We start from the raw sequence: 23,661 nt of genomic DNA, 5'->3' as shown, positions 1-23,661 counted from the left end.
CCGAGGATTGGCTGCACCGACAATAACAGGGGGAAAACTGACAATGACCGTGGAACGCGGGACCGTCGAGCTGGGGGTGTTGATCTACCAGGGCGCGCAACTGGCGGCGGTGCATGGCCTGACGGACCTGTTCGGGGTGGCTAATCGCATCGCCGCCGAGCATCGAACCGGGCAACTTCCGCTGTTGCGGGTCAGCCACTGGCAGGTGGATGCCCACGGTACGCCTGCGCGCGGGTTTGACAGCCACCCAGGTCCGGACCAATCGATGATGGCCGTGCTGGTGCCCCCGTCGATTGGTGAATTCACCGAAGATCAGGCGCCGCCCGCGCTGCTGGAGTGGATCCGCCAGCAGCATGCCGCCGGTACGGTGCTTGGCGGCGTGTGCATCGGCTCGATCATGCTGGCGCGCAGCGGGCTTTTGGACGGGCGCAGCGCCACCACCCACTGGTCATCCGCGAAAACCTTCGCGGCCCGTTACCCGGCGGTGCGCCTGGAAGCGGATAAACCCATTGTCGATGACGGCGACCTGATCACCACCGCTGGGCTGATGGCCTGGTCCGAGCTGGGCCTGCGCCTGGTCGACCGGCTGATGGGCCCCAGCATCGCGGCCGACACGGCGCGGTTTCTGGTGATCGAACACCGCGACAGCGCCAGCCAGTGCGGCAGTAACTTTGCGCCGATTCTCAGGCATGGCGACAGCGCAATCCTCAAAGTCCAGCATTGGTTGCAAGCCAGTGGCGCGGTGGATGTCGGCGTGGCGGCAATGGCACGGGAGGCGAACCTTGAGGAGCGCACGTTCCTGCGACGGTTTCGCACTGCGACCGGGTTGAAACCCACCGAATACTGCCAGCATCTGCGGGTAGGCAAGGCGCGACAGATGCTGGAGTTCACCAACGGCACGATCGACCACATCGCCTGGACCGTGGGCTATCAGGATCCCAGCGCCTTTCGTGCGATCTTCAAGAAGATTACCGGCCTGGCCCCCAGCGATTACCGCAACCGGTTTGGTGTTTGAATCGTGCAGAACGCCGTGTGGTGTAACGCAGGTCGTGCAGAATAAGACAGGCTAACGGCCATCACTTTCGGCGCAACTGATTGATTTAAAGACTATCCCTGCCAGCCGCGCGTTGGCCTGATCCATGCAGCCTTTGTGCTACACATAAGGGCGGGATAACCAAGGGGAACGCATGACCCCAACGAATCGCAAGAAACTGGTGGTCGCACACTCCACGCGAGAGGGCGCGCCGCAGCATGAAGTTGAAACCAACCGCGCCTTGGCCCGCTGGCTGGCGCAGATACTCGGACTCAAATTCGGTGGCAGTTACGATCCCGATTTGCACGCCGGGCGTGAACTGTATCTTTTGCCCACGCAAACGCTGGTTGGGCCCGCTCAAGCGCATCAGCTTAATATCAAAGGGCCCGAAGACTTGTGGGGCGGTTATGTCGACCACGATTTTATCTGCACCAAAGCCATCAGCCATGGCCTGCTGGGCCCTGAGGCAAAAGCGCCTGAAGGTTGGTCGCCGCTGTTCTGCGAGCGAGTGCGCGACGTCGTGTTGGATGGCTTGACTGTGTTCAGCCTCGAGAACGCCAGGCCCGCCGCTACTCGTCTGCTCTACAGCGGACCTATTCGCCTCAAGCCCGTGCATGCCTGCGCAGGACGTGGCCAGGAAGTTATCCACAGCCTCGATGAATTCGACGCGGTCTTGGCACGTCCAGAAGCGAGCAAGATGTTCAGCGAGGGCGTGGTGCTGGAACAGGACCTGCACGACGTAGTCACCCACAGTGTGGGCCAGAGCTTTATCGGCGCTCACGTATTCAGCTACTGCGGCGAGCAGTACCTGACCCAGGACGGGCAGGGCGAAGAGGTTTACGGCGGCTCCAACCTCTTGGTCGTGCGCGGTTACTACGAAGACCTGCTCAACCTGGACTTGCCAGAGGATGTGCGTGAAGCCATCGAGCAGGCTCGGGTGTTCGACAACGCTGCCGACGAAGCCTACCCAGGCTTCTACGCCTCGCGGCGCAACTACGACATTGCCCAAGGCCTGGACAGCGATGGGCAGCGCCGCAGTGGTGTACTCGAACAATCCTGGCGCATGGGTGGGGCAAGCAGCGCGGAGGTCGCGGCGCTGCAGAGCTTTATCAACAACCCAGGCCTCAAGGCCATTCGTGTGTCCTCGGTGGAAACCTACGTGGATCAAGCGCTGCCGGCGGATGCCATCGAGGTATACCGAGGCCCGGCCGAAAACAGCGAATTTCTTCTCAAATACGTGACGGTCAAACCTTATGACGGCTAAAAGCGAGAGCATCACCATCGATATAGACGACGAACAGATGAGCGGAACATTCCTCAGTCCAAAATCCAAAGTGCCCGGCGTGTTGTTCGTGCACGGTTGGGGCGGCAGCCAGGAGCGCGACCTGGAGCGAGCCAAAGGCATTGCCGGGCTGGGCTGCGTATGCCTGACCTTCGACTTGCGCGGCCACGCCGGCACCGGCATTCCGTTATCCCGCGTTACCCGTGAAGACAACCTGCGCGACCTGATAGCGGCCTACGACCGCCTGCTGTCTCACCCGGCTATCGACACCTCGGCGGTGGCGGTGGTTGGCACCAGCTATGGCGGCTACCTGGCGGCCATCCTCACCTCGTTACGCCCAGTGCGTTGGCTGGCGCTGCGGGTGCCCGCACTGTACCGCGACCAGGAATGGCTCAAGCCCAAGCGCGACCTGGATAAAGCCGACTTGATGGATTACCGCGGCACCCTCGTGCATGCCGAGACCAACCGTGCCCTGCATGCCTGCGCACAATTTACTGGCGATGTGCTGATCGTCGAATCGGAAACCGACGATCATGTGCCCCACGCCACCATCATGAGCTATCGTGCGGCCTGCCAGCAGACTCACTCCCTGACCCACCGCATCATCGATGGTGCCGACCATTCCCTGAGTGACCCGGTGTCGCAACAGGCCTACACCTCGATCCTGGTGGACTGGATTACCGAGATGGTGGTGGGCGAGCGGTTAAGCATCATTCAATCCCGCTGACGCGCTAAGCGGGTGTTTTCTTCACTCGCAGGGCCTTGGCCTTGGCTTCCACGCCCAGGTACATCACCAACGCAATCAACAGCGGGCAGATGAAATAAATCGCCCGATATGCGATCAGCCCTGCCAACAAACTCCCTCGTGACGCTTCATGTTGCAGCAGGCCAATGAACACGGCCTCCAACACCCCAAGCCCGGCAGGTATATGGGTGACCACTCCAGCAATTGCGCTGATCAGCAGCACCCCCAACACCAGCGGGTAATCCAGCTTGGCCGGCAGCAAGGTAAAGATCACCGCTGCCATCAGCGACCAGTTCAAGGCGCCCAGGGCCAGTTGCAGGCAGGCCATGCGCAGCGACGGCAGGTTGATCTCGATGCCACGGATCGACCATGCGCGTTTTTTTGAAAACCGGCACGCCGCCAGATACCCAAGGCTTGCGATTACCAACAGCACGCCGACACCTTGCAAAGCGCCAGTGCTGAGCTTCCAGCCGGGCGGCATGGTGACCAGTCCGCTGCTGAACACCACCCCGGCCAGTGCCATATAGCCAAACCAATTGGTGGCCAGGCTCAGGCCGAGGATCTTGGCGATATTGCTGGTGCTCACTCCCAGTCGGGAGTACAACCGATAGCGCATGGCGATGCCGCCTACCCAGGCGCTGAGGTTGAGGTTGAACGCGTAACTGATGATGCCCACCGGCAGGATCTGTTTCCAGCGCAACGGCTGGCGAATGTAGGTGCGGCCGATCAGATCGAAACAGGCATAGACGATAAAACTGCATAAGGTCAGGGTGCCGGCGATTAGCAACGTGCGCAGCTTGAAGTCGCCCAGGGTCTGGAACACTTCGCTCCAGTCGATACGCCGGGCGAGCAGGGTGAACAGCACGATCAGCAGCAGGAAGAACGCAATCGTCAGCGGTTTCTTCCAGCGCTTGAACCGCGAACCGCTGGTTTCAGGCGTCATGGGGCCTACTCTCAAAAGGTTTCAAGCGCGGCTTGTGCGCCGGTAACCAGCCGGTCAGCGCAGGGAAGTGGCGCATCACATGGAACACCAAAAAGCCCACGGTCAGGCGCCACAGCCACAGGCGCGGCTTGCGCTTGGCAGGCATGGTCTGGCAATGATTCCTGGCAAGTGCCTCCAGGCGTTCGTACAACTGCTGATTGAATGCCCGGTCACGAATCAGCACATTGGCTTCCAGGTTCAGCGCGAGGCTCAGTGGGTCGAGGTTGCTGGAGCCCACGGTGCTCCATTCGTCGTCCACCAGCGCAACCTTGCCGTGCAACGGGCGTTGGCAATACTCGTGAATCACCACGCCATCCTTGAGCAAATAGTCGTAGAGCATGCGCGCCGCCAGCTTGGCCAGCAGCACATCGGGCTGGCCCTGCATGATCAATTGCACATGCACGCCACGGCGCGCCGCGTTACGAATCTCGCGCAGCAGGCGATAACCAGGGAAGAAGTAGGCGTTGGCGATCACTACTCGCTGGCGGGCTTGGCTCAGGGCGTGGATATACGCCTCTTCGATGTCGTCGCGATGCTGGATATTGTCGCGATAAATCAGGCGCACCAAGCCGTCACCTTGCTCGTTGGTCCAGGGCGAAGGCCGCTGCTGACGCCGTCGCCAGCCACGACGGGTGCGCACCTGGCGACCACTTTGGGCCAGGGCAAAGTGGTGCAGGTCAGCCACCGCAGGGCCGATCACCTGTACTGAGTAATCCTGCTTGGCCTCGGGGCCGAAGTCCGCCAAGTGGTCGGCGGAAAAATTGATCCCGCCGATAAACGCCACGTTGGCGTCGACTACCACAATCTTGCGGTGCAGGCGGCGGAACCAGTTGGTGCGAATGCCCAGGGTCTTGGAGGCTGGGTCAAACATCTGCACCGCAACCCCGGCTTCGGCCAATTCGCCAAGAAAGGCCGGGCTCAGTTCGCCACAACCAAATCCATCGAGGCTCACCACTACTTTCACCCCGCGCTGCGCCGCTTCGATAAGGATGCCTTGCAGCTCATGGCCAACCTTGTCCTCAAACAGGATGAAGGTCTCCAACAGGATTTCGCGCTGGGCGCCGCGCAAGGCGTCGAACACGGCGGGAAAGTACGCCTCGCCATTCTCCAGCAACTCCACACGGTTGCCGCTCTGCCAGCCGTAATCCAGGTCGCGAGCTTTGCTGTCGTCCGGCGGCTGGTCGGTGGCGATATGCTCTAGCGCAACGTTCATAGCTCAATCTCCACCGACAGGGGCACATGATCCGACAGGTGAGACCAGGGCCGCGTGGTGAGCACGCGAGGATTATGGATCGTCAGGTTGCGCACATAGATGCGATCCAGAGGCAGCAATGGCAGGCGCGCCGGGAAGGTGCGCGCCGGCTTGCCATGGGCATGGACAAACACCTCATGGAGGCCGCTTTGGCTCAGGTCGGCCTTTTGGCGCCAGTCGTTGAAATCGCCGGCGACCACCAACGGCGCATCGGCCGGGATCTCGAGGATGCGCTGCTCCAGCAAACGCAATTGCTGCTGGCGATGTACCTCGCGCAAGCCCAGGTGGATGCAGATCGCATGTATCTCGCGCTCGCCACCCGGCAAGCGCAGCACGCAATGCAGCAGGCCACGGTTTTCGTGGCCGCTTTGGGAAATATCGAGGTTGTCGTAGCGGATGATCTGGAATTTCGACAGCAGTGCATTGCCATGGTCGCCATGGGGGTAGACCGCATTGCGACCATAGGCAAACTGCGGCCAGATGCTGTCGGCGAGGAATTCGTATTGCGGCATTTTCGGCCAGTCGCTATAGCGCTGGGGATGACGTTCGTGGGTGCCGTGGATTTCCTGCAGGAACACCATGTCGGCGCCCACGCTGCGCACTGCCTCGCGCAGCTCGGGCAAGATGAAGCGCCGATTCAGGGCCGTGAAGCCCTTATGAATATTGACCGTCAGCACGGTGAAGCGGGTGATGGCGGTGGTCGGTGTGATCGGGATCAATTCGGGCTGGGTCATGGCAATACTCCGGGTTCCGGCAACTTGCCGGGCTCGGTGGCCAGGTGCTTGTCCAGTTCGAAACGCTGCAGCAATTGGCGTGCATCGAAGGGCGCGCGAACCTTGATGTCGTTGTCGAAAAAACAGAACACGTCGCGCCGTTTACGGGCGCGAGGCTTATGCTGGGGAGCGACGAGGTGCGCGTCCGCAGGTTGCTTGCCATGGGCCCAGCGCTCGATGCGATCGCCCCAGCGCTTGAGCGCTTCGGCGCTATAGCCGCTGGCATACAACTGCTTGTCGCCGTGCAAGCGCAAGTACATGAAGTTGGCGGTGACGTCTTCGATATACGGCCACTTGCCGGCGGTGTCCGCAACCACCAGAGCGACGCCGTGCTTGTCCAGCATCTGCACAAATTCCGGCACCGCAAAACTCTTGTGGCGAATCTCCACCGCGTGGCGCAACGGCTTCTTGGCATAGGCTTTCATGCTGGCCTTGCCGTTCATGCGCGACTCATGTTGGCGGGCGAGGGCGGCGGCCTGATAGGTGTCGGTGGGGAGTTCGGCTAGGAAGGTTTCGAACAGCGCGGCGTCGAACTTGAAGCTGGGCGGGAACTGCCAAAGGATAGGGCCGAGTTTTTCCTTCAGCTCCAATACCCCGGAGGCAAAGAAATTCGCCATCGGCTTGTGCACCTCCCGCAGGCGCAGGATATGGGTGATATAGCGCGGCGCCTTGACACTGAACACGAAGCCCTCAGGCGTATCGGCATACCATTCGGCATAGCGCTTGGGGGTTTGCAGCGCGTAGAACGAGCCGTTGATTTCGATGCTGTTGACGGCACGTGACGCAAACTGCAGCTCGCGTTTCTGGGTCAGCCCCTCGGGGTAGAAGTCCCCGCGCCAGGGCGTGTAGCGCCAGCCGGAAATGCCGATATGAATCGCCGTCATGCTTGCTCCCGTAAATGATGGGTGGATTGACCTCCGTTATGGGATGACTGCGATATTTGCCTGAAAGTTTCCACATTCCTACAGACGGTACGGGGTACCAAATGTGGGAGGGGGCAAGTCCCTCCCACCGTTTTAAATCACATGCCCAAAAAGCGCAGGGAACGATCCAAGGCCAAACCCGTCAGTTCCTTACACACCCTGCTGAAGGAGCCCGTTGTTTTGCTGAATCTAAAGACTGCATTACTGCTCGCCGCGCTGTTGCTGTGCGGCAACGGTGCACTGCAAGCCGCGGCCACTGCGCCTGCCGCCGAAACGCCGGCCAAGCCGGAGCTGTTGGTGGAGGGCGGGCTGCTCGGGGCCATCAGTTCCAGTATTGATGACGTGCAGGACAAGCTCGACCTCAACCAGAACCTCGTCGACGCCTGGCGCCTGCGTGCCGACCGGGCGGCGGATGAAGTGGGGCGCCTGGTCGACCAGACCGCCGCGCGCTCGCCGTGGAGTGTGGCCGGCGATTTTCTGCTGTTGTCCGGAGTGTGGATCGGTGCCTTTGCCGTGTTGACGTTACTGGGGCACTGGGTCGTGCAGCGCTCCAGCCGCCGCTCGTTCGTCGCAAGGCGCCAGCGCTTGCAAGGCTTGCTCGGCTACATAGTGCCCTACACGATTCCAGCGTTGATCTGCCTGCCGCTGACCCTCTATGTGAGCCACTTCTTGGCCGCTTCGGTGGGCCGTGCGCTGGCGCTGTGTTTTGCCTATGCCACCAGCAGCGGCATCTTTTCGACCTCGATGCTGCTGTGCGTCATTGTGATGTTTAACGTCGGGCACAAACGGCCCGCCGTGCAGATTATTCGTGACTACTGCCCCAAGCCGCTGTTCCTGATCGGCTTCCTTGCCGCCCTCAGCGACGCGTTGACCAGCCCGCAGATCGCTCGTCAACTGGGCGGCAATATCACCAGCAGTATTGCGGTATTTACCGGCCTGTTTGCCGCAGTAATTTTTGGTGTGCTGGTGGTGCGTCTGCGCCGTCCGGTGGCCCATTTGATCCGTAACCGGCCGTTGGCCCAACGCCTCAAACATCCGGCCTTGCAGCAATCGCTGCGGGTGTTTTCCGGGCTTTGGTACTGGCCGATCCTGTTGATGGTGCTGGTGTCGGCGGTCAACCTGATTGGCGCCGGCGACGACAACCAAAAGGCCCTGCGTTGCGCACTGCTCACCACGCTGCTGCTGATCGGCACAGTGTTTCTCAGCACCGTGCTGCAACACCTGTTCAAGTCCCGCAGCCAAGTGTCGATCCAACGCAGCAGCGCCTACAAGGAACGCTTCCTCAGTTTGCTGCACGCGATCCTGCGTATCGTCATGGCCATTGCCTTTATCGAAATCCTCGGGCGTATCTGGGGCGTATCGCTATTCGAATTCGCCCAGCGCAACTCAGTGGGCCGGGCCATCAGCGATTCCCTCAGCAGCATCGGCCTGATCCTGTTGGTGACCTGGCTGTTCTGGGTGGTACTCGATACGGCGATCCAGGAAGCCCTCAAGCCGCCGGTGAATAAACGCTCCAGCCGCCAGCCCAGCACCCGGGTGAAAACCATCCTGCCGCTGCTGCGCAATGCGGTGAAGATTATCCTGGTGGTGATTTGCGCGATCACCACCATGGCTAACCTGGGCATCAACGTCGCGCCGTTGCTGGCGGGTGCCGGGGTGGTGGGCCTGGCCATCGGTTTCGGCTCCCAGCAGTTGGTGCAGGACGTGATTACCGGCCTGTTCATCATCATCGAAGACACCCTGTCCATCGGCGACTGGGTAGTGCTCGACTCCGGCCACGCCGGCACCGTCGAAGGCCTGACCATCCGCACCCTGCGCCTGCGCGACGGCAAGGGTTTTGTGCATTCGGTGCCGTTCGGCCAGATCAAGGCGGTTACCAACCAGTCACGGCAGTTCGCCTATGCCTTCTTCTCGGTGCAATTCACCTACGACACCGATGTGGACAAGGCCGTGGAGCTGATCCGCGAAGCGGGCCAGTCGATTCGCGACGACGTGTTCCTCAAGTACAACCTGCAAGGGCCGCTGGAAGTATTTGGCGTGGACAAGATGGACCTCAATGGCGTGGTGCTTACCGCACAGTTCCGTACGGTGTCGGGTGGGCAATATGCGGTCAGTCGGGCGTTTAACCAGCGGTTGAAAAAACTGGTGGATAACTGTGATGAGGTGCACTTTGCGCAGACTTATCCACAGCAGGTGTTGTTGCCTAAGCGTGTGGCGCAGGTGGAAGAGCCGGACGCGCTGGTGCTGACCGAGCAGCCCAGGTCTCAATGATGAGGGTGGCTGTTCTAGCCCCATCGGGAGCAAGCCCCCCACATTTAGATTTGTGAACACATTTCAAGTGTGGGAGGGGGCTTGCCCCCGATGAGGCCCTGAAGGTCAGCGCCTGATCAACTTCTCCTGCACCGCCTGCTGCTCCACCTCCAGCAACACCTGCTGCTTGCCGGCGACCATCACCGCCGCCGGCACCCCATCACGATAAACGACCCGATTACCGCTTACCGCTGGCACCTTGGCTCCCGGCAGCAGCGTGCCGACAAGATTCAACGGATCGGCCCCACACACCGCAATCAAACTCCCATCATGGGGCCGCCGCCTCACCTCGCGCAGCAACGGTATCGCCTCCGGCAATGCAAACTGTTCCCCCGCCAACCCACTGACAAACCGCCCGCCACGAATTTCGCCCCGCGCCTCCAACCGATGGAAAGTGCGCAGCAGCTCGCGCCAACTTGGCAACCAGTCCGCCTCACGCTCCAGCAGCCGCCAGAACACCACACCATAACGGCGCAGCAGGGTCATTGCCACATGCTCCAGGGTCTCGGCCGAATGCGCGCCGGCGGCGGTCGCCGAGCGGCGAACCAGGGCCCAACGCCCGGCATCGTCCATACCGCCGACAAACGCCCCGCGCCCACGTCGACTGCTGCGCGCCTGGCGTTTGCTGGCGGGGGTGGTCAAGGCGCGCAGGCCGGCGAAGCTGTCAGCATTCACCAGGCCGGCGCCTACCAGTTCCTGCAAGGCTGTCTCCAGCTCGCTGCGCAGCAAATGGGCCTCGTGCACCAGTTCATCGAAAAACAGCGCGCCATGCTCGCGCAGGGCCAGGTAGACCTTCTGCGCCTTGGGCGACAAGGTGGTGCTGTCGGTAGGCTCGGTCAGCCCGCTCCACAACGCTACCTGGCTACGGGGGAGCAAAACCACCGGGGTGCTGCGCAACGCCATGGCGCCGGCCCTGTTGCTCAGGCGCGTCCAGACCAGTTTGCCGCTGCGGCACAGGTCATCGAGCCAGGTCGATGAGTAATCCTTGATGCGGGCGCTGAGCAAGTCTGTGTCCCAGGCCGACGTGGCGGCGGCATAGCCTTCGAATTGGCCGACAATCTGCGGCAACACCGCGCTGCCCTGGCCGCGGGTGCTGTCGGACAGGTGCTGCCAATCGAACAGAAAGCGCATGAAATCCTGCAATGCCACCGGCTCGATTTCCCGGCGCAGGCGCTTGACCGTGTAGCGATGAATGCGCGCCAGCAAATGACGTTCGCACCATTGTTCTTCACCCACGCCGGGGCTGAAGTGGCCGCGCAGCACGTAGCCTTCCTGTTCCAGGCGTGCCAGGGCCTGGGTAATCGACACCACCGGTAAGGCCAGGGGCGCTGCGATCTCGGCCAGGGTCAGCGGGCCAAAACCACTCAGGCGCGCACGCAGCACTTCCACCAGCGCTTCATCGAAGGACCAGGGCTCATCGAACCCCGGCAGCAACGGCAGATCGTTGGGATACAGCACCTGCAAACAACTCAAGCGCTCCACGGCGACCCACATTCCGTTAGACAACTGATAGGCCCGCCCGGCCTTGCGCAATGCCTGCAACCATTGGGCCCATTGCGGCGTAACTTCGCTCGCTGCGATGCAGGCCAGGCTCATCAGCGCCTCATGCATTTCATCCAGGCCATTGGGCGCCGGCCAGGCTTCATCGCGTACACCAGCGATGGCGTCGGCATCCAAGGCGCCCAGGTCGTCAGTGCTCTGCGGGTCGCTCCAGCGGCGGTTGAGCACGGCCTGGGTGCGGCGCTCCTCCAGGGGCGCGTCGTCGAGGAAGGTATAGGGTTTGGCACTGAGGATTTCTGCGGCCATGGGCGAGGGCGCGGGCAGGTCGCGGCTGATCAACCGCACGTCGCCGCGCTCCATGCGCCGCAGCAGCGCCAGCCAGGCGTCGCTGTCCATGGCTTCGTGCAGGCAGTCGTCGAGGGTTTGCTCTACCAACGGGTGGTTGGGAATTTCGCGTTCGCCGGCAAGGTTTTCCAGGCAGGCGATCTGGTCGGGAAACACGCTGGCGATCAGGTCTTCGCTCTTCATCCGCTGGATTTGCGGCGCCACCTTGCGCCCGCCGGTATAACGCGGCAGCGCCAGGGCCACGCCGGCATTCCAGCGCCAGCGCACGCCGAACAGTGGCGCATCCAGCACGGCCTGGATCAGGATGTGCTCGGCACTGTTGCTGTTGAGATAACGCCACACCTCATCCAGCGCGAAGCTGTGACTGGTGGACAACGACAGCACGATGGCATTTTCACTGGCCGCCGCTTGCAGCTCGAAATTGAAGGTACGGCAAAAGCGCTTGCGCAAGGCCAGGCCCCAGGCGCGGTTGATGCGGCTGCCAAACGGCGTGTGGATGATCAGTTGGGTGCCGCCGGATGCATCGAAGAACCGTTCCATGATCAATGTGTCTTGGGACGGCAGGGCGCTCAGGGCCTGGCGCGACCGAGCGAGGTAGTCCAACAGTTGGTCGGCGCTGGCGGCATTGAGGCCCAGGGTGCCGGTAAGCCAGTCGAGGGCCGGTTGCAGGTCGCCGGGCGTGGCGCCGAGCAAGCTGTCCAACTGCCCTTGCAAGCGGGCCACGGCCACCGATAACTCGTTGCTGCGTCCAGGGGCTTCACCCAGCCAGAACGGAATGGTCGGAGGTTGGCCCTGGGCATCCTCGACCCGCACCTTGCCGGCTTCGACCCGCAGGATTCGATAGGAGGTATTGCCGAGCTGGAAGATATCCCCGGCGATGCTTTCCACCGCAAAGTCTTCGTTGACGCTGCCGATATTCAGGCTTTGCGGCTCCAGCAACACGCTGTAGTCGGCATTGTCGGGGATCGTGCCGCCGCTGGTTACCGCCGTGAGCCTGGCGCCACGGCGCCCGCGCAGGGTGTGGGTCACGGCGTCGCGGTGCAGGTAGGCGCTGCGCATGCCCTGGCGGCCGTTGTAGCCCTCGCTGAGCATCTGCAAAAGGGCCTGGTAGTGGCGTTCATCCAGTTCGGCGTAGGGCGCGGCGCGGTGGATAAGCGCCAGCAGCGCCTGTTCCGGCCATTCCTGGGCGCTGACCTCGGCGATGATCTGCTGGGCCAGTACATCGAGCGGTGCCACGGGAATATGCAAGGTATCCAGCTCGCCACGTCGCACGCAGTCGAGCAGCGCGGCGCACTCAATCAGGTCGTCGCGGGTGGTGGCAAACAGGCGCCCCTTGGGCGTGCCGCCGACCTGGTGCCCGGAACGGCCAACCCGTTGCAGAAAACCGTTGATCGAACCCGGCGAGCCGATCTGGCAGACCAGGTCCACTTCACCAATATCAATCCCTAGCTCCAGGGACGCCGTGGCGATCAACACTTGCAGTTCGCCGGCCTTGAGGCGCTGTTCGGCGTCCAGGCGCATCTCCTTGGCCAGGCTGCCATGGTGAGCGGCCACGGCGGTCTTGCCCAGGCGCTCGCTCAAATGCCGGGCCAGGCGTTCGGCCAGGCGCCGGGTGTTGACGAATACCAGGGTGGTGCGGTGTTCGCGGGCCAATTGCGCGAGGCGATCGTAGACCAGCGCCCACACATCGTTGGCCATCACCGCCGAGAGGGGCACCGGCGGTACTTCGATCGCCAGGTCGCGGGGACGGGCGTGGCCGATATCGACGATGGCGCAATCACGTTCGGTGCCGACTAAAAAGCGTGCGACGGCTTCGATGGGTTTTTGCGTGGCCGACAAGCCGATCCGGGTCAATGGCTCGGCACACAGCCCTTGCAGGCGCTCCAGGCTCAAGGCCAAGTGGCTGCCGCGCTTGCCGGCGGCGATGGCGTGGATCTCATCGACGATCACCGTACGTGTGCTGGCGAGCATGTGCCGGCCGGAATCCGAGCCGAGCAGCACGTAGAGCGATTCCGGAGTGGTTACCAGGATATGCGGTGCGCGTTTGCGCATCTGGGCGCGGTCTTTTTGCGGGGTGTCGCCGGTGCGCACAGCGGTGCGGATTACCAGCGGCGGCAGCCCCAGCTTCTCCAGATGTTCGGTAATGCCGGCCAGCGGGTTTTGCAGGTTGATCTGGATATCGTTGGATAGCGCCTTGAGCGGCGACACATACACCACCAGGGTTTGGTCCGGCAGTTCGCCGCCGTTGGCCAGGCCTTGGTGCACCAGGTCGTCCAGCACCGCCAGGAAGGCCGTCAGCGTTTTGCCGGAACCGGTGGGCGCGGCGACCAGTGTCGAGCGGCGCTGGCGGATCAACGGCCACGCCTGGGCCTGGGCGTTGGTCACCGAAGGAAAGGTACTACGGAACCAAGTGCTGACGGCGGGGTGAAAGCCGTGCAAACCCTTGTCCGTTGATTCGGGAAGGTTCATTCACCCTATATGCAACCGGCGGGGCCAAGTTGCAACCCCGCACTTTATCCGTGACGGTTGCGCTACAAACCCGCAAAATGCAACGATTCTGGCAACTACCTACGGCAAGGCGCACATGCCTGTCGATAATAACCATCGTTCCAAACAGACCGGGCCTGCTCAATCTATGCGAATGCGCCTTATGTTACTGGGCGGCGGGAATGCCCTCGGGCAGGCGCTGATTCGCCTCGGTGCAGAGGAAGACATCGGTTTCCTCGCACCCAAACCGCCCCAAGACGGCTGGGATGCCGCAAGCCTCACCCAATTGCTCGACGACACCCGTCCCGATGCGTTGATCAACCTCGCCTACTATTTCGACTGGTTCCAGGCCGAAGCCGTAAGCGAAACCCGCCTGGCCGGCCAGGAATTCGCCATCGAGCGCCTGGCCGAACTGTGTCAGCACCACAGCATCACCCTGCTGCAACCGTCCAGCTATCGTGTGTTCGATGGCTCTCGCGCCACCGCCTACAGCGAAAAAGACGAGCCGGTGCCCCTGGGCCTGCGCGGCCAGGCGTTGTGGCGTATCGAACAAAGCGTGCGCGCCACTTGCCCACAGCATGTGCTGTTGCGCTTTGGCTGGTTGCTGGATGACAGCGTTGACGGCACTCTCGGGCGTTTCCTGGCCCGGGCCGAGAAACCCGATGAGTTACTGATGGCGGACGACCGTCGCGGCAACCCGACGCCGGTGGACGATGCCGCACGGGTGATCATCTCGGTGCTCAAGCAACTCGATTGCGCGGCGCCGTTGTGGGGCACCTACCACTATGCCGGGCATGAAGCGACCACGCCATTGGCCCTGGGCCAGGCGATCCTGACCGAGGCGCGCAACTTCCACGCGCTGGCCATTGAATCCCCCACCGCCCAGGCCCACGCGGCGCGGCCGGATGCCGCAGAAGAACCGCAGCACGCGGTGTTGGCATGCAAGAAGATCCTCCACACCTTCGGCATCAAGCCCAGGGCGTGGCGGGCAGGGTTGCCGGCGTTGCTGGACCGCTTCTATCGCCATAGCTGACACCACACAAAACCAAAATGTGGGAGGGGGCTTGCCCCCGATAGCAGAGTGTCAGTCAACAGATTCATGGACTGATCCACCGCTATCGGGAGCAAGCCCCCTCCCACATTGGTTGTGTGGTGTTCGTGAAATATCGCTTAGAACTTGTAGCCGATACCCACCATGTAAACCATTGGGTCCACGTCCACATTGACCTTGGCGCGAGTGCCCTGGCCCAGCGCATTGTTATCCACAGTCGCCTTGGTGCTGATGTCGATGTAGCGCGCCTGGGCGTTGATCATCCATTTGTCGTTGATCATGTAGTCGGCGCCGATCTGTGCGGCCCAGCCCCAGGAGTTTTCGGCCTTGAAGTTGCTGAAACCGGCTTGTTCGGCACGACCGCCAACGTGTTCGTCGTAGATCCAGGTGTAGTTGATACCGGCACCCACGTAGGGCTGGAACGCCGACTTGTTGTCCAGCGGGTAGTACACGACGCTCAGGGTCGGCGGCAGGTGTTTGAGCGAGCCGAGCTTGCCGTTGGCGGCGCCCAGGGCGGTGTTCTTGAGTTTCACGTCATGCTCGAACGGCGTGGCGGCCAGCAGTTCGATACCCACGTGGTCGGTGATCATGTAGGCGAAGTTCAAGCCCAACTGGGTGTCGCTGCTCATGGTCGCCTTGCCGCCCAGGTTGGTGCCGGCCAGTGGGCCCTGGTCAACCTTGACTTTGCCGCTGTCGGCGTCCGGGTTCACGGTGATTGCACCGGCACGCACCAGGATATCGCCCGCTTGGTGAGCGTGTGCGACCGGTGCGACGAGGGCGAGCGCGAAGAGGGACGCGCCGAGCAGAGACTTGTTCATGGGAGCTCCAGAGGACGTTTAGAAGTTGTACGTCCAATGGTAAAGATCGTTCCGACTGGTCTTTTGACTCAGCTCAATGAAAGGGTGATCAGCGCTACTCCTGCAGCTCATACATGTAAATCTTCTCGGCATCCATCTGGTAACCGGCGTCGGCCAGCTCGCTTGACGACGGCTTGACCTGCATCGCGCCTTCGATCCAGTACGGCTGATACAGCTCATCGAGCTTCACGCCGACTTCGCTTTTGACATGCACGATCTGGTTCGACGGCGGTGGCGGCACATGAATGCATGCGCCGAAATACGGCACCAGCAGGAACTCGGTGGTACGACCTTCCTCACTGACCTCCAGCGGCACGATATACCCCGGCAGGCGGATATGTTGGCCGTCGAGACCTTGTACCACCGGGGCATTGGGCAGGTCCTGCTTGGCCGCGGGCGCAGCTTCCACGGACAAGGCGTCGGCCATGTTCGACAGGTCGTGCAGCGGTTTCATATTGGGGATTTCCGGCGGTGCGTCCGGCGGGATCATCTCCTGCCAGGACAAGTCCCTGGGCTGCTCATCCGCCCACACGGGCACGCTCACCAGCAGCAACAGGGCAAACAGGGCACGACGCATCGAAGCCTTCCTCATAAACGAATGGACAGGCCATCGGCCAAAGATTGTCGATAGGCACGCCACGCGGGCACGCTGCCCATCAACAGCGCTGCCGCGAGGATACCCGCCAGCAGGGTCCATTCATATTCGCTCGGCCAGGACATCGGCAGGTCCAACCCGTAGTTGGCCTGCAAGTAACCCCGTGACGCGGCGATGCACAGGTACAGCAACCCTACGCCTGCCACCACGCCGGCCAATGCCAGGGCGAAGGCTTCGAAGATCAACAGGGTTGCGATATGCCACGGGCGCGCGCCCACCGAACGCAGGATCGCCATCTCGCGGCGGCGTTCGTTGAGGCTGGTGAGAATAGCCGTGAGCATGCCGATCAAACCGGTCAGCACCACGAACAGCGAGATCACGAACAAGGCTTTCTCGGCGGTGCCCATCATGCTCCACAGCTCTTGCAGGGCCACGCCCGGCAGGATCGCCAGCATCGGCTCGCCACGGAACTCATTGATCTCCCTTTGCAGGGCGAAGGTGGAAATCTTGTTGTTCAGGCCGAGCATGAACGCGGTGATGGCTTGTGGAGTCAGGTCCATATTGCGCGCCTGGTCGGCGCTGACGCGGCCTTTGCCCTGGGCCGGCACGCCGTTGTGCCAGTCGATATGGATCGCTTCCATGCCGCCCAGGCTGATATGCAGCGTGCGATCCACCGGAGTGCCGGTGCGCTTGAGGATGCCGACCACGGTGAAGGGTTTGTCGTCGTGCTTGACCAGGCTGACCACCGCCACGCCGTGGGCCAGCACCAGCTTGTCACCGAGCTTGTAATGCAAGGCGTCGGCGACTTCGGCGCCGAGCACCACTTCGAACGGGTCGGTGGCGAAAGCGCGGCCGCTGGCCAGTTCGAGGTTTTGCTTGCGCCCGTACTGGTAGTGCTCGAAGTAGGATTCGTTGGTGCCCATCACCCGGTAGCCGCGATGGGAGTCGCCGAGGGAAATCGGAATCGCCCATTTCACCTGGGGGTTGGCGGCGAAGTGTTCGTAGCTGTCCCAACGAATGTTGTTGGTGGCGTTTCCGATGCGGAACACCGAGTACAGCAGCAGGTTCACTGAGCCCGAACGTGCACCGACGATCAGGTCGGTGCCGCTGATGGTGCTGGCGAAACTGTTGCGTGCCTCGACGCGCACGCGCTCCACGGCGAGCAACAAGCACACGGAAAGCGCGATGGCGAAGGCGGTGAGGATCGCGGTAAAGCGGCGGTTAGCCAGGCTGGCCATGGCTAGACGAAACAGATACATCTCAAACCTCTGCGGGCGTGGCGGCGCGATTGAGTTCGGCCAGCGACAGGTTGCGGTCGAACAGCGACGCCAGGCTCTGATCGTGGCTGACAAACAACAGGCTGGCGCCAGCGTCGCGGCATTCAGCGAACAGCAACTGGATGAAGGCTTCGCGGGCGTCGTAGTCCAGGGCCGAGGTGGGTTCGTCGGCGATCACCAGCTCCGGTTGGCCGATCAACGCACGGGCCGCGGCGACCCGTTGTTGCTGGCCGATGGACAGCGAGTCGGCGCGCCGCTCAAGCAGATCCTTGTCCTTCAAACCCAGGTGCGCAAGCAAGGTCGCGGCCGCCTGGTCGACACTGCCGTGGCGCTGCCGGGCCCGCTGTGCGCGCAGCTTGGAAAAGTGGCAAGGCAGCTCGACGTTTTCACGCACCGACAGGAAGGGCAGCAGGTTGAATTGCTGGAAGATGTAGCCGGTGTGGTCCACACGGAAACGATCACGGGCGCCGGCCGAGAGTTCGGTCAATTCCTGGCCGAGCAGGCGGATGCTGCCCTGGCTGGGTTTCTGCACGCCACCCAAGAGCCCCAGCAGCGTGGTCTTGCCACTGCCGCTCGGGCCCTTGAGAAACAGGGTTTCCCCGGGCTCCAGGCGGAACGCGGGAATGTCCAGCAACTGCGGGTGACCGGGCCAGTTGAAGCCCAGGTTGGACAGTTCGATCAATGGGTGGGTCATGTGAACTCAGAACTTCAGGGTGGCTGCGGTGGCCGTCGCGTCAACACCTTGCTGACCGCTTGGGCCGATCAGTTGTACCTGAATTTTCGTGGTCGCAGGGAAGGTCTTGAACACTTGGCTCAGGTCGAGGTTGCCCAGGGCTGTCGGCGTGGCGCAGGTGAACTGATAGTGGGCGTGGATCTCGCTGTGGTCGTGATGGTGCTCGTGGGCGGCAGCGCCTTTGCCGTCGGTGGCGTGCTCATCATCGTCATGCTCGGCTTCGGGCTTGTCACCGAACAGCGGGCTGTTGAGTTCCTGGCTGCTGACCTTGCAGCCTGCGGCCTTGGGCAGGTTGAACAGTGCCTGCGGGTTCTCCAGCTGCTTGCGCGCTGCGGCGACCTTGGCTTTGTCGGCGGCGCTGGTCGCCGCATGCTCGAACCCCACCAGGTTCATGGCCGGGCTGTCCAGCTCAAGCTCCAGGGCCTGGCCGTCCAGAACCGCGTTGAGGCGAGCGACGCCGTGTTCGTGGGCGCCAAGACTGCCATGCTCGTGGTCATGATCTTCGTGAGCATGTGCGGCGGCCAGTGGCAGCAGGGCAAACGGCAAAGCGAGCAGCAAACGGCGCATGGGACGGCTCCAAGACGAAAGTTATGTTATGTGATCTTATAACAATAAGTTTGAGAGTTTGACCGCCCGCTTGGCGTTGCGCAAGCGGCATGGGAGCATGCCCATCAGAAAAATGCAGGAGTAAGGACGATGTTGCGAATTCGTGGAACCGTCGGCGACCTGCCGGTGGATTTGACCCTGGAACTGGATGACGGTGATTGGGCGCGGCTGGGCGCACAGTTACAGGCCGCTCCAACGCCAAGTGCGCCAACGCCGACGCCAGTCAAACAGAACGAGGATCTGTGGCAGCACGCCCAGGATCTGCTGCGCAAGGCCGGGCAACTCAATGGTCTGGAATTGCTCGATCAACTGGAAGGGTTGGCTGGCGATGCCGGGGCAGGCAAGCGCCTGCTGGTCCGCCTGCGCCACAGCGCCAAGGTCAAGGTGAGCAGCGGCGGTGATACGCCGCTGTACAGTTGGATCGGTGATTAGTACAGCGCAGCAAACAACTTGCGACGGTACGCCGTGACCAGCGGGTGATCATTGCCCAACAGTTCGAACACCTGCAGCAAGGTCTTGTGGGGCAAGCCTTCGCTGTAGCTGCGGTTGCGGATAAACAGCTTGAGCAGGCCTTCCAGCGCCCCATCGTATTGCTGGCGCGCCAGTTGCTGGATCGCCAGCTGATAGGCCGCTTCATCGTCCTGCGGGTTTTGCGCCAGGCGGCTTTTCAGGTCGGCAGCATCCGGCAAGTCCGCAGCCTGGCGCAGGAAGGTGATTTGCGCCTTGGCCCCGGCCAGGGCAGCCTTGTGGTCGTCGCCCTTCACCGCGTCGAGCACGGCCTGGGCTTCGCCCAACTCACCGCGTTCGGCCAGGCAGCGTGCGTACAGGATCAGTGCCGCGGCGTTGGTATTGTCCTCGCCCAACAGCGCCACCAGCAGCGCTTCGGCCTCGCTGATACGTCCTTCGCTGAACAACGCCTGGGCCTGTTCCAGCGGATCCGCCGCAGCTGGTGGTGGCATCTGCACATGGGGCTCCAGCATCGCCCGCACTGCCGACTCCGGTTGTGCACCGGCAAACCCGTCCACCGGCTGGCCATCCTTGAACAGCACCACCGTCGGCAGGCTTTGAATGCCAAAGCGCGCGACGATGTCCTGCTCGGCCTCGCAGTCGACCTTGGCCAGCAGCAACTGGCCCTGATAACTCTCGGCAATCTGCGCCAGCATCGGCATCAGTGCCTTGCACGGCGCACACCACTCGGCCCAGAAGTCCACCAGCACGGGTTTTTCAAAAGAATTCTGAATCACCGCCTGGTCGAAGTTGGCGGTGGTGACGTCGAAGATGTACGGCGTAGGCTCACTCATGGGGCGTCTCGAATAAAGCGGGAATGGGGCAACTATAAGGGCTGGCGCCGGGAATGGTACAGGCTCACCTTGCGAAACTCCCAAGGCTCGGCCAGGTCAGGCAGGGTCAGCGCGTCCAGGATCTCCAGCCGTTGATAATGCGGGTGACGGAAGTCCCGTACCCGCGAATCCGCCACCAGCGCTTCGCGGCCACGGCTGAGGAATTGATCCAGCAGCGGCAGGTTGGCGCGGTCGTAAAGCACGTCGGCTACCAGGATCAGGTCGAAGCGGTCGGCTTCGGCGAAAAAGTCCGCCGAATAGCCCAGCTCTACTTCGTTGAGTTCGGCGTTTGCGCGGCAAGAGGCCAGGGCCAGCGGGTCGAGATCACAGGCCACCACTTCGAGGGCGCCGGCTTTTACGGCGGCAATCCCGGCCACGCCGGAGCCGGCGCCGAAATCCAGCACGCGTTTGCCGACGACCCACTCGGGGTGCGCCGTCAGGTAACGCGCCAATGCCAGGCCGCTGGCCCAGCAAAAGCTCCAGTAGGGCGGCTCATGCAGGATGCGCCGGGTTTCTTCCTGGCTGAAGGCACGGTCCATGTTGTCGGCGTCGAGCAGCCACAACGACAAGTCAGTGCCCGGGAGCGGGCAGGGCACCAATTGCGCGTCGCCGATCAACTCGCTCAGGGCTCTTTGCAGGTGCAGCGGTGGCGTCATGGCGCCTTGACGAGTTGCAGGGGGCCGGTGGTCTGGGTGATCGCCTGGGTGACGCGCACCGCAGGCAGGTGCAGGATCAACTGGCCGGACTGGCTGGCGCGGCCACGCAATTCAACCCGCGCACCGGCCGGGAAGGCTTCAGGGTTGAAGCGCAGGCGGAAGGCCAAGGGCTTGCCATTGCCGCTCAGCACGCTGCTGGCGAGCAGTTGCTGCGGGCGCGAACGGTCATCGATCACCAGCAGTGCCATTTCGACTTCGGCGCCGGCGGGCACGTTGGTCAGGCTGCCGCTGATTTCCCGTTGATAGGCGGGCAGGGGGCCGAGGTCTTCAATGCCCGGGACTTTTTTCTCTTGCGCCGGTGTCGGTTGAGGCGCGGCCGGCTTGGGGGCTTCGCTGCTGCAGGCGACCAGGAAACTGAACAGGGTGAGTAGAACAAATGGTCGTAACTGCATGTACGGCTCCAGAAAGGACAAAATCCGTGGCTTAAAAATATGAAACATATAGGCCTGCCTATATACCGTAAAGGCTATGGCTTGTCTTGCCACGGGGATGCGCTACCATGGCCCTCCCATTTTTTGTTGCCTGCCAACCATGCACTGTCCCTTCTGCGGTGCCAACGACACCAAGGTCATTGACTCGCGTCTGGTCGCCGAGGGCGATCAAGTGCGTCGTCGGCGCGAATGCCTGGCCTGTGGTGAACGTTTCACCACCTTCGAAACCGCCGAACTGGTATTGCCCCGTCTGATCAAGTCCGACGGCAGCCGCCAGCCTTTCGACGAAGAAAAACTGCGCGCCGGTATGCAGCGCGCCCTGGAAAAACGCCCGGTAAGTGTCGAGCGCCTGGAAGCGGCGCTGGTGCACATCAAGCACAAGCTGCGTGCGACCGGCGAGCGCGAGGTCAAGAGCCTGGTCGTCGGCGAGCTGGTGATGGGCGAGCTGCAAAAGCTCGACGAAGTCGCCTATATTCGTTTTGCCTCGGTGTATCGACGTTTCCAGGACCTCAATGAGTTCCGCGAAGAAATCGACCGCCTGGCCCGTGAGCCGGTGAAGAAATGAACCCACCCAGCGCTGAACAGGCGGTCCTTGACGCCCATTACATGGCCCGCGCCCTCGAATTGGCGCGCAAGGGCCTGTACACCACTCACCCCAACCCGCGGGTAGGCTGCGTGATTGTGCGTGACGGGCAGATTGTCGGCGAAGGCTGGCACGAGCGCACCGGCGAGCCCCACGCCGAGCCGAATGCCTTGCGCGCCGCCGGTGACAAGGCCCGTGGCGCGACGGTGTACGTCACCCTTGAACCGTGCAGCCACCATGGCCATACGCCGCCCTGCGCCGATGCGCTGGTGACGGCTGGCGTGGCGCGGGTGGTCGCAGGCATGCAGGACCCCAACCCGGAAGTGGCCGGGCGCGGTATGCAGCGCCTGGCCCAGGCCGGTATCGAAGTGCGCAGCGGCGTATTGGAAGCTGAGGCGCGGGCGCTAAACCCGGGCTTTCTCAAGCGCATGGAGCACGGCCTGCCGTTTGTGCGGGTCAAGTTGGCCATGAGCCTGGACGGCCGCACCGCGATGGCCAGCGGCGAAAGCCAATGGATCACCGGCCCCGCTGCCCGCGCCGCCGTCCAGCGCCTGCGTGCCGAGGCCAGTGTGGTGTTGACCGGTGCCGACACGGTGCTGGCCGATGATGCCCGCTTGACCGTACGTGCCGCTGAGCTGGGTCTGGATGAAGCCACCACGGCCCTGGCCATGTCGCGCCCACCGTTGCGCGTGTTGATCGATGGCCGGCTGCGGGTGCCGCTCAACGCCCCCTTCTTCAAGGCAGGACCGGCACTGGTCATCACCTGCGTCACCGCGCAAAACCAATACCCCCGTGGCCCCGAGTGCCTGGTGGTGCCGGGCGTGGACGGTCAGGTTGACCTGCGTTCTGCTCTGGTGGCGTTGGCCGCACGTGGCGTCAACGAGGTGCTGGTGGAAGCCGGTCCGAGCCTGGCGGGTGCGTTTGCCCAGCAGGGCCTGGTGGATGAATACGTGATTTTCATCGCCGGCAAATTCCTCGGCTCCGCCGCCCGGCCGCTGCTGGATTGGCCGCTTGAAAAACTGGCCGACGCCCCTCGACTCAAGATCACTGAAATGCGTGCTGTAGGCGACGACTGGCGAGTCACTGCCATTCCCGTCCCGGCAGCGAGCGTATAATTCCCGGCCTGCGCTTGAGCGCCCGCCCTCGTTTTCAGGAGAACGACATGTTCACCGGCATTATCGAAGCCATTGGCAGCATCCGTGCAATGACCCCCAAAGGTGGCGACGTCCGCCTGCTGGTTGAAACCGGCAAGCTGGACCTGGGCGACGTCAAGCTGGGCGACAGCATTGCCGTCAGCGGCGTGTGCCTGACCGTTGTCGACCTGCCGGGCAACGGCTTTGCCGCCGACGTCAGCCGGGAAACCCTGGACTGCACCGCGATGAACGACCTCAAGGCCGGCAGCCCGGTCAACCTGGAAAAAGCCCTGACGCCTACCACGCGCCTGGGCGGTCACCTGGTCAGCGGCCATGTCGACGGTGTCGGCGAAGTGGTGGCCCGCAGCGAAAATGCGCGTGCCGTGGAATTCCGTATCCGCGCTCCCAAAGAGCTGGCCAAGTACATCGCCCACAAAGGCTCGATCACCGTCGACGGCACCAGCCTGACCGTGAACGCCGTCAATGGCGCCGAATTTGAACTGACCATCATTCCCCACACCTTGAGCGAAACCATCATGGCGTCATACCAGCCAGGTCGCCGGGTGAATCTCGAAGTCGACTTGCTTGCCCGTTACCTGGAGCGCCTGCTGCTGGGCGAAAAGGCCGCAGAGCCTGCATCCGGGAACATCACTGAAAGTTTTCTGGCCGCTAACGGCTACCTGAAATCCTGACCAAGGGGGTGCCGC

At 62.5% G+C, this 23,661-nt stretch carries 22 protein-coding genes; 9 read left to right on the top strand and 13 right to left on the bottom strand.

The annotated features are described in order from the left end of the window. Positions 1-43 precede the first annotated feature (43 nt). The 3 genes from BLU48_RS25030 to BLU48_RS25020 all read left to right on the top strand — a co-directional run bounded on the left by BLU48_RS25030 (position 44) and on the right by BLU48_RS25020 (position 3,042). Positions 44-1,015, top strand: a complete 972-nt coding sequence (locus BLU48_RS25030; RefSeq protein ID WP_057025356.1) for a GlxA family transcriptional regulator — start codon at positions 44-46, stop codon at positions 1,013-1,015. Between the two features lie 172 nt (positions 1,016-1,187). Further along, a complete protein-coding gene (locus tag BLU48_RS25025) occupies positions 1,188-2,297 on the top strand; it encodes a DUF3182 family protein (protein WP_057025357.1) in 1,110 nt (369 codons plus the stop codon). Next, entirely contained in the window at positions 2,287-3,042 is a 756-nt protein-coding gene (locus BLU48_RS25020) for an alpha/beta hydrolase family protein (RefSeq protein WP_057025358.1), read from the top strand. Before BLU48_RS25025 ends, BLU48_RS25020 begins: the two co-directional genes overlap by 11 nt. 4 nt (positions 3,043-3,046) lie before the next feature. Here the strand turns inward: BLU48_RS25020 and BLU48_RS25015 are convergent, their stop codons facing one another. From BLU48_RS25015 to BLU48_RS25000, 4 genes are read right to left on the bottom strand one after another with little or no spacing between them, the layout of a single operon-like run. Next, entirely contained in the window at positions 3,047-4,003 is a 957-nt protein-coding gene (locus BLU48_RS25015) for a lysylphosphatidylglycerol synthase domain-containing protein (RefSeq protein WP_057025359.1), read from the bottom strand. Next, complete coding sequence (gene clsB, locus BLU48_RS25010; RefSeq protein WP_057025360.1) at positions 3,993-5,255, bottom strand: cardiolipin synthase ClsB; 1,263 nt, start codon at positions 5,253-5,255, stop codon at positions 3,993-3,995. Before clsB ends, BLU48_RS25015 begins: the two co-directional genes overlap by 11 nt. Continuing rightward, positions 5,252-6,028, bottom strand: a complete 777-nt coding sequence (locus tag BLU48_RS25005) for an endonuclease/exonuclease/phosphatase family protein (protein WP_057025361.1) — start codon at positions 6,026-6,028, stop codon at positions 5,252-5,254. The genes clsB and BLU48_RS25005 overlap by 4 nt, the downstream gene beginning before the upstream one ends. Next, complete coding sequence (locus tag BLU48_RS25000; protein ID WP_057025362.1) at positions 6,025-6,951, bottom strand: DUF72 domain-containing protein; 927 nt, start codon at positions 6,949-6,951, stop codon at positions 6,025-6,027. Before BLU48_RS25000 ends, BLU48_RS25005 begins: the two co-directional genes overlap by 4 nt. 219 nt (positions 6,952-7,170) lie before the next feature. Here BLU48_RS25000 and BLU48_RS24995 point away from each other — a divergent pair, with 219 nt between their 5' ends. Continuing rightward, positions 7,171-9,261, top strand: coding sequence for a mechanosensitive ion channel family protein (locus tag BLU48_RS24995; protein WP_057025363.1), 2,091 nt, complete (start codon positions 7,171-7,173; stop codon positions 9,259-9,261). Between the two features lie 105 nt (positions 9,262-9,366). On the opposite strand, the gene BLU48_RS24990 is transcribed toward BLU48_RS24995, so the two are convergent. Next, on the bottom strand, positions 9,367-13,614 hold the full coding sequence (locus BLU48_RS24990; RefSeq protein WP_057025364.1) for a DEAD/DEAH box helicase: 4,248 nt from the start codon (positions 13,612-13,614) through the stop codon (positions 9,367-9,369). Positions 13,615-13,780: 166 nt separating this feature from the next. On the opposite strand from BLU48_RS24990, the gene BLU48_RS24985 reads away from it, so the two are divergent. Further along, the gene (locus BLU48_RS24985) at positions 13,781-14,665 is read left to right on the top strand and encodes a sugar nucleotide-binding protein (protein ID WP_046069750.1); all 885 of its coding nucleotides are present in this window, start codon (positions 13,781-13,783) and stop codon (positions 14,663-14,665) included. Between the two features lie 137 nt (positions 14,666-14,802). On the opposite strand, the gene BLU48_RS24980 is transcribed toward BLU48_RS24985, so the two are convergent. The 5 genes from BLU48_RS24980 to BLU48_RS24960 form a co-directional block, all read right to left on the bottom strand. Beyond that, on the bottom strand, positions 14,803-15,501 hold the full coding sequence (locus BLU48_RS24980; protein WP_046069749.1) for an OmpW/AlkL family protein: 699 nt from the start codon (positions 15,499-15,501) through the stop codon (positions 14,803-14,805). Between the two features lie 94 nt (positions 15,502-15,595). Continuing rightward, a complete protein-coding gene (locus BLU48_RS24975; RefSeq protein ID WP_057025365.1) occupies positions 15,596-16,117 on the bottom strand; it encodes a DUF3299 domain-containing protein in 522 nt (173 codons plus the stop codon). A gap of 11 nt (positions 16,118-16,128) precedes the next feature. Then, a complete protein-coding gene (locus tag BLU48_RS24970; RefSeq protein WP_057025366.1) occupies positions 16,129-17,394 on the bottom strand; it encodes an ABC transporter permease in 1,266 nt (421 codons plus the stop codon). Between the two features lies 1 nt (position 17,395). Next, positions 17,396-18,106: an ABC transporter ATP-binding protein gene (locus tag BLU48_RS24965; protein WP_057014535.1), complete on the bottom strand. Its 711-nt coding sequence runs from the start codon at positions 18,104-18,106 to the stop codon at positions 17,396-17,398. Between the two features lie 6 nt (positions 18,107-18,112). Next, positions 18,113-18,712 (bottom strand): DUF2796 domain-containing protein, encoded by a 600-nt coding sequence (locus BLU48_RS24960; protein WP_057025367.1) that lies wholly within the window; start codon positions 18,710-18,712, stop codon positions 18,113-18,115. Between the two features lie 129 nt (positions 18,713-18,841). Here BLU48_RS24960 and BLU48_RS24955 point away from each other — a divergent pair, with 129 nt between their 5' ends. Beyond that, complete coding sequence (locus tag BLU48_RS24955) at positions 18,842-19,183, top strand: hypothetical protein (RefSeq protein ID WP_057025368.1); 342 nt, start codon at positions 18,842-18,844, stop codon at positions 19,181-19,183. On the opposite strand, the gene trxA is transcribed toward BLU48_RS24955, so the two are convergent. Genes trxA through BLU48_RS24940 form a run of 3 tightly spaced genes read right to left on the bottom strand, consistent with a single transcriptional unit; the run spans position 19,180 to position 21,199 of the window. Next, complete coding sequence (gene trxA / locus BLU48_RS24950) at positions 19,180-20,052, bottom strand: thioredoxin (protein ID WP_057025369.1); 873 nt, start codon at positions 20,050-20,052, stop codon at positions 19,180-19,182. The two genes, BLU48_RS24955 and trxA, sit on opposite strands and share 4 nt — an antisense overlap. Before the next feature lie 32 nt (positions 20,053-20,084). After that, the gene (locus BLU48_RS24945; protein WP_057025370.1) at positions 20,085-20,747 is read right to left on the bottom strand and encodes a class I SAM-dependent methyltransferase; all 663 of its coding nucleotides are present in this window, start codon (positions 20,745-20,747) and stop codon (positions 20,085-20,087) included. Then, positions 20,744-21,199, bottom strand: a complete 456-nt coding sequence (locus BLU48_RS24940; protein ID WP_057025371.1) for a YbaY family lipoprotein — start codon at positions 21,197-21,199, stop codon at positions 20,744-20,746. Before BLU48_RS24940 ends, BLU48_RS24945 begins: the two co-directional genes overlap by 4 nt. Positions 21,200-21,338: 139 nt before the next feature. Here BLU48_RS24940 and nrdR point away from each other — a divergent pair, with 139 nt between their 5' ends. Genes nrdR through BLU48_RS24925 form a run of 3 tightly spaced genes read left to right on the top strand, consistent with a single transcriptional unit; the run spans position 21,339 to position 23,646 of the window. Continuing rightward, positions 21,339-21,803, top strand: a complete 465-nt coding sequence (gene nrdR / locus BLU48_RS24935; protein ID WP_026082968.1) for a transcriptional regulator NrdR — start codon at positions 21,339-21,341, stop codon at positions 21,801-21,803. Further along, positions 21,800-22,936, top strand: a complete 1,137-nt coding sequence (gene ribD / locus BLU48_RS24930; RefSeq protein WP_057025372.1) for a bifunctional diaminohydroxyphosphoribosylaminopyrimidine deaminase/5-amino-6-(5-phosphoribosylamino)uracil reductase RibD — start codon at positions 21,800-21,802, stop codon at positions 22,934-22,936. Before nrdR ends, ribD begins: the two co-directional genes overlap by 4 nt. Positions 22,937-22,983: 47 nt before the next feature. After that, complete coding sequence (locus BLU48_RS24925) at positions 22,984-23,646, top strand: riboflavin synthase (RefSeq protein WP_057025373.1); 663 nt, start codon at positions 22,984-22,986, stop codon at positions 23,644-23,646. Positions 23,647-23,661: the final 15 nt, after the last annotated feature.

Origin of the sequence: Pseudomonas synxantha, from assembly GCF_900105675.1 — a bacterium.
In the GTDB taxonomy this organism is placed as follows: domain Bacteria; phylum Pseudomonadota; class Gammaproteobacteria; order Pseudomonadales; family Pseudomonadaceae; genus Aquipseudomonas; species Aquipseudomonas synxantha.
Note: the sequence above shows the minus strand (reverse complement) of the source record. Positions and strands in the feature narration are given on the sequence as shown.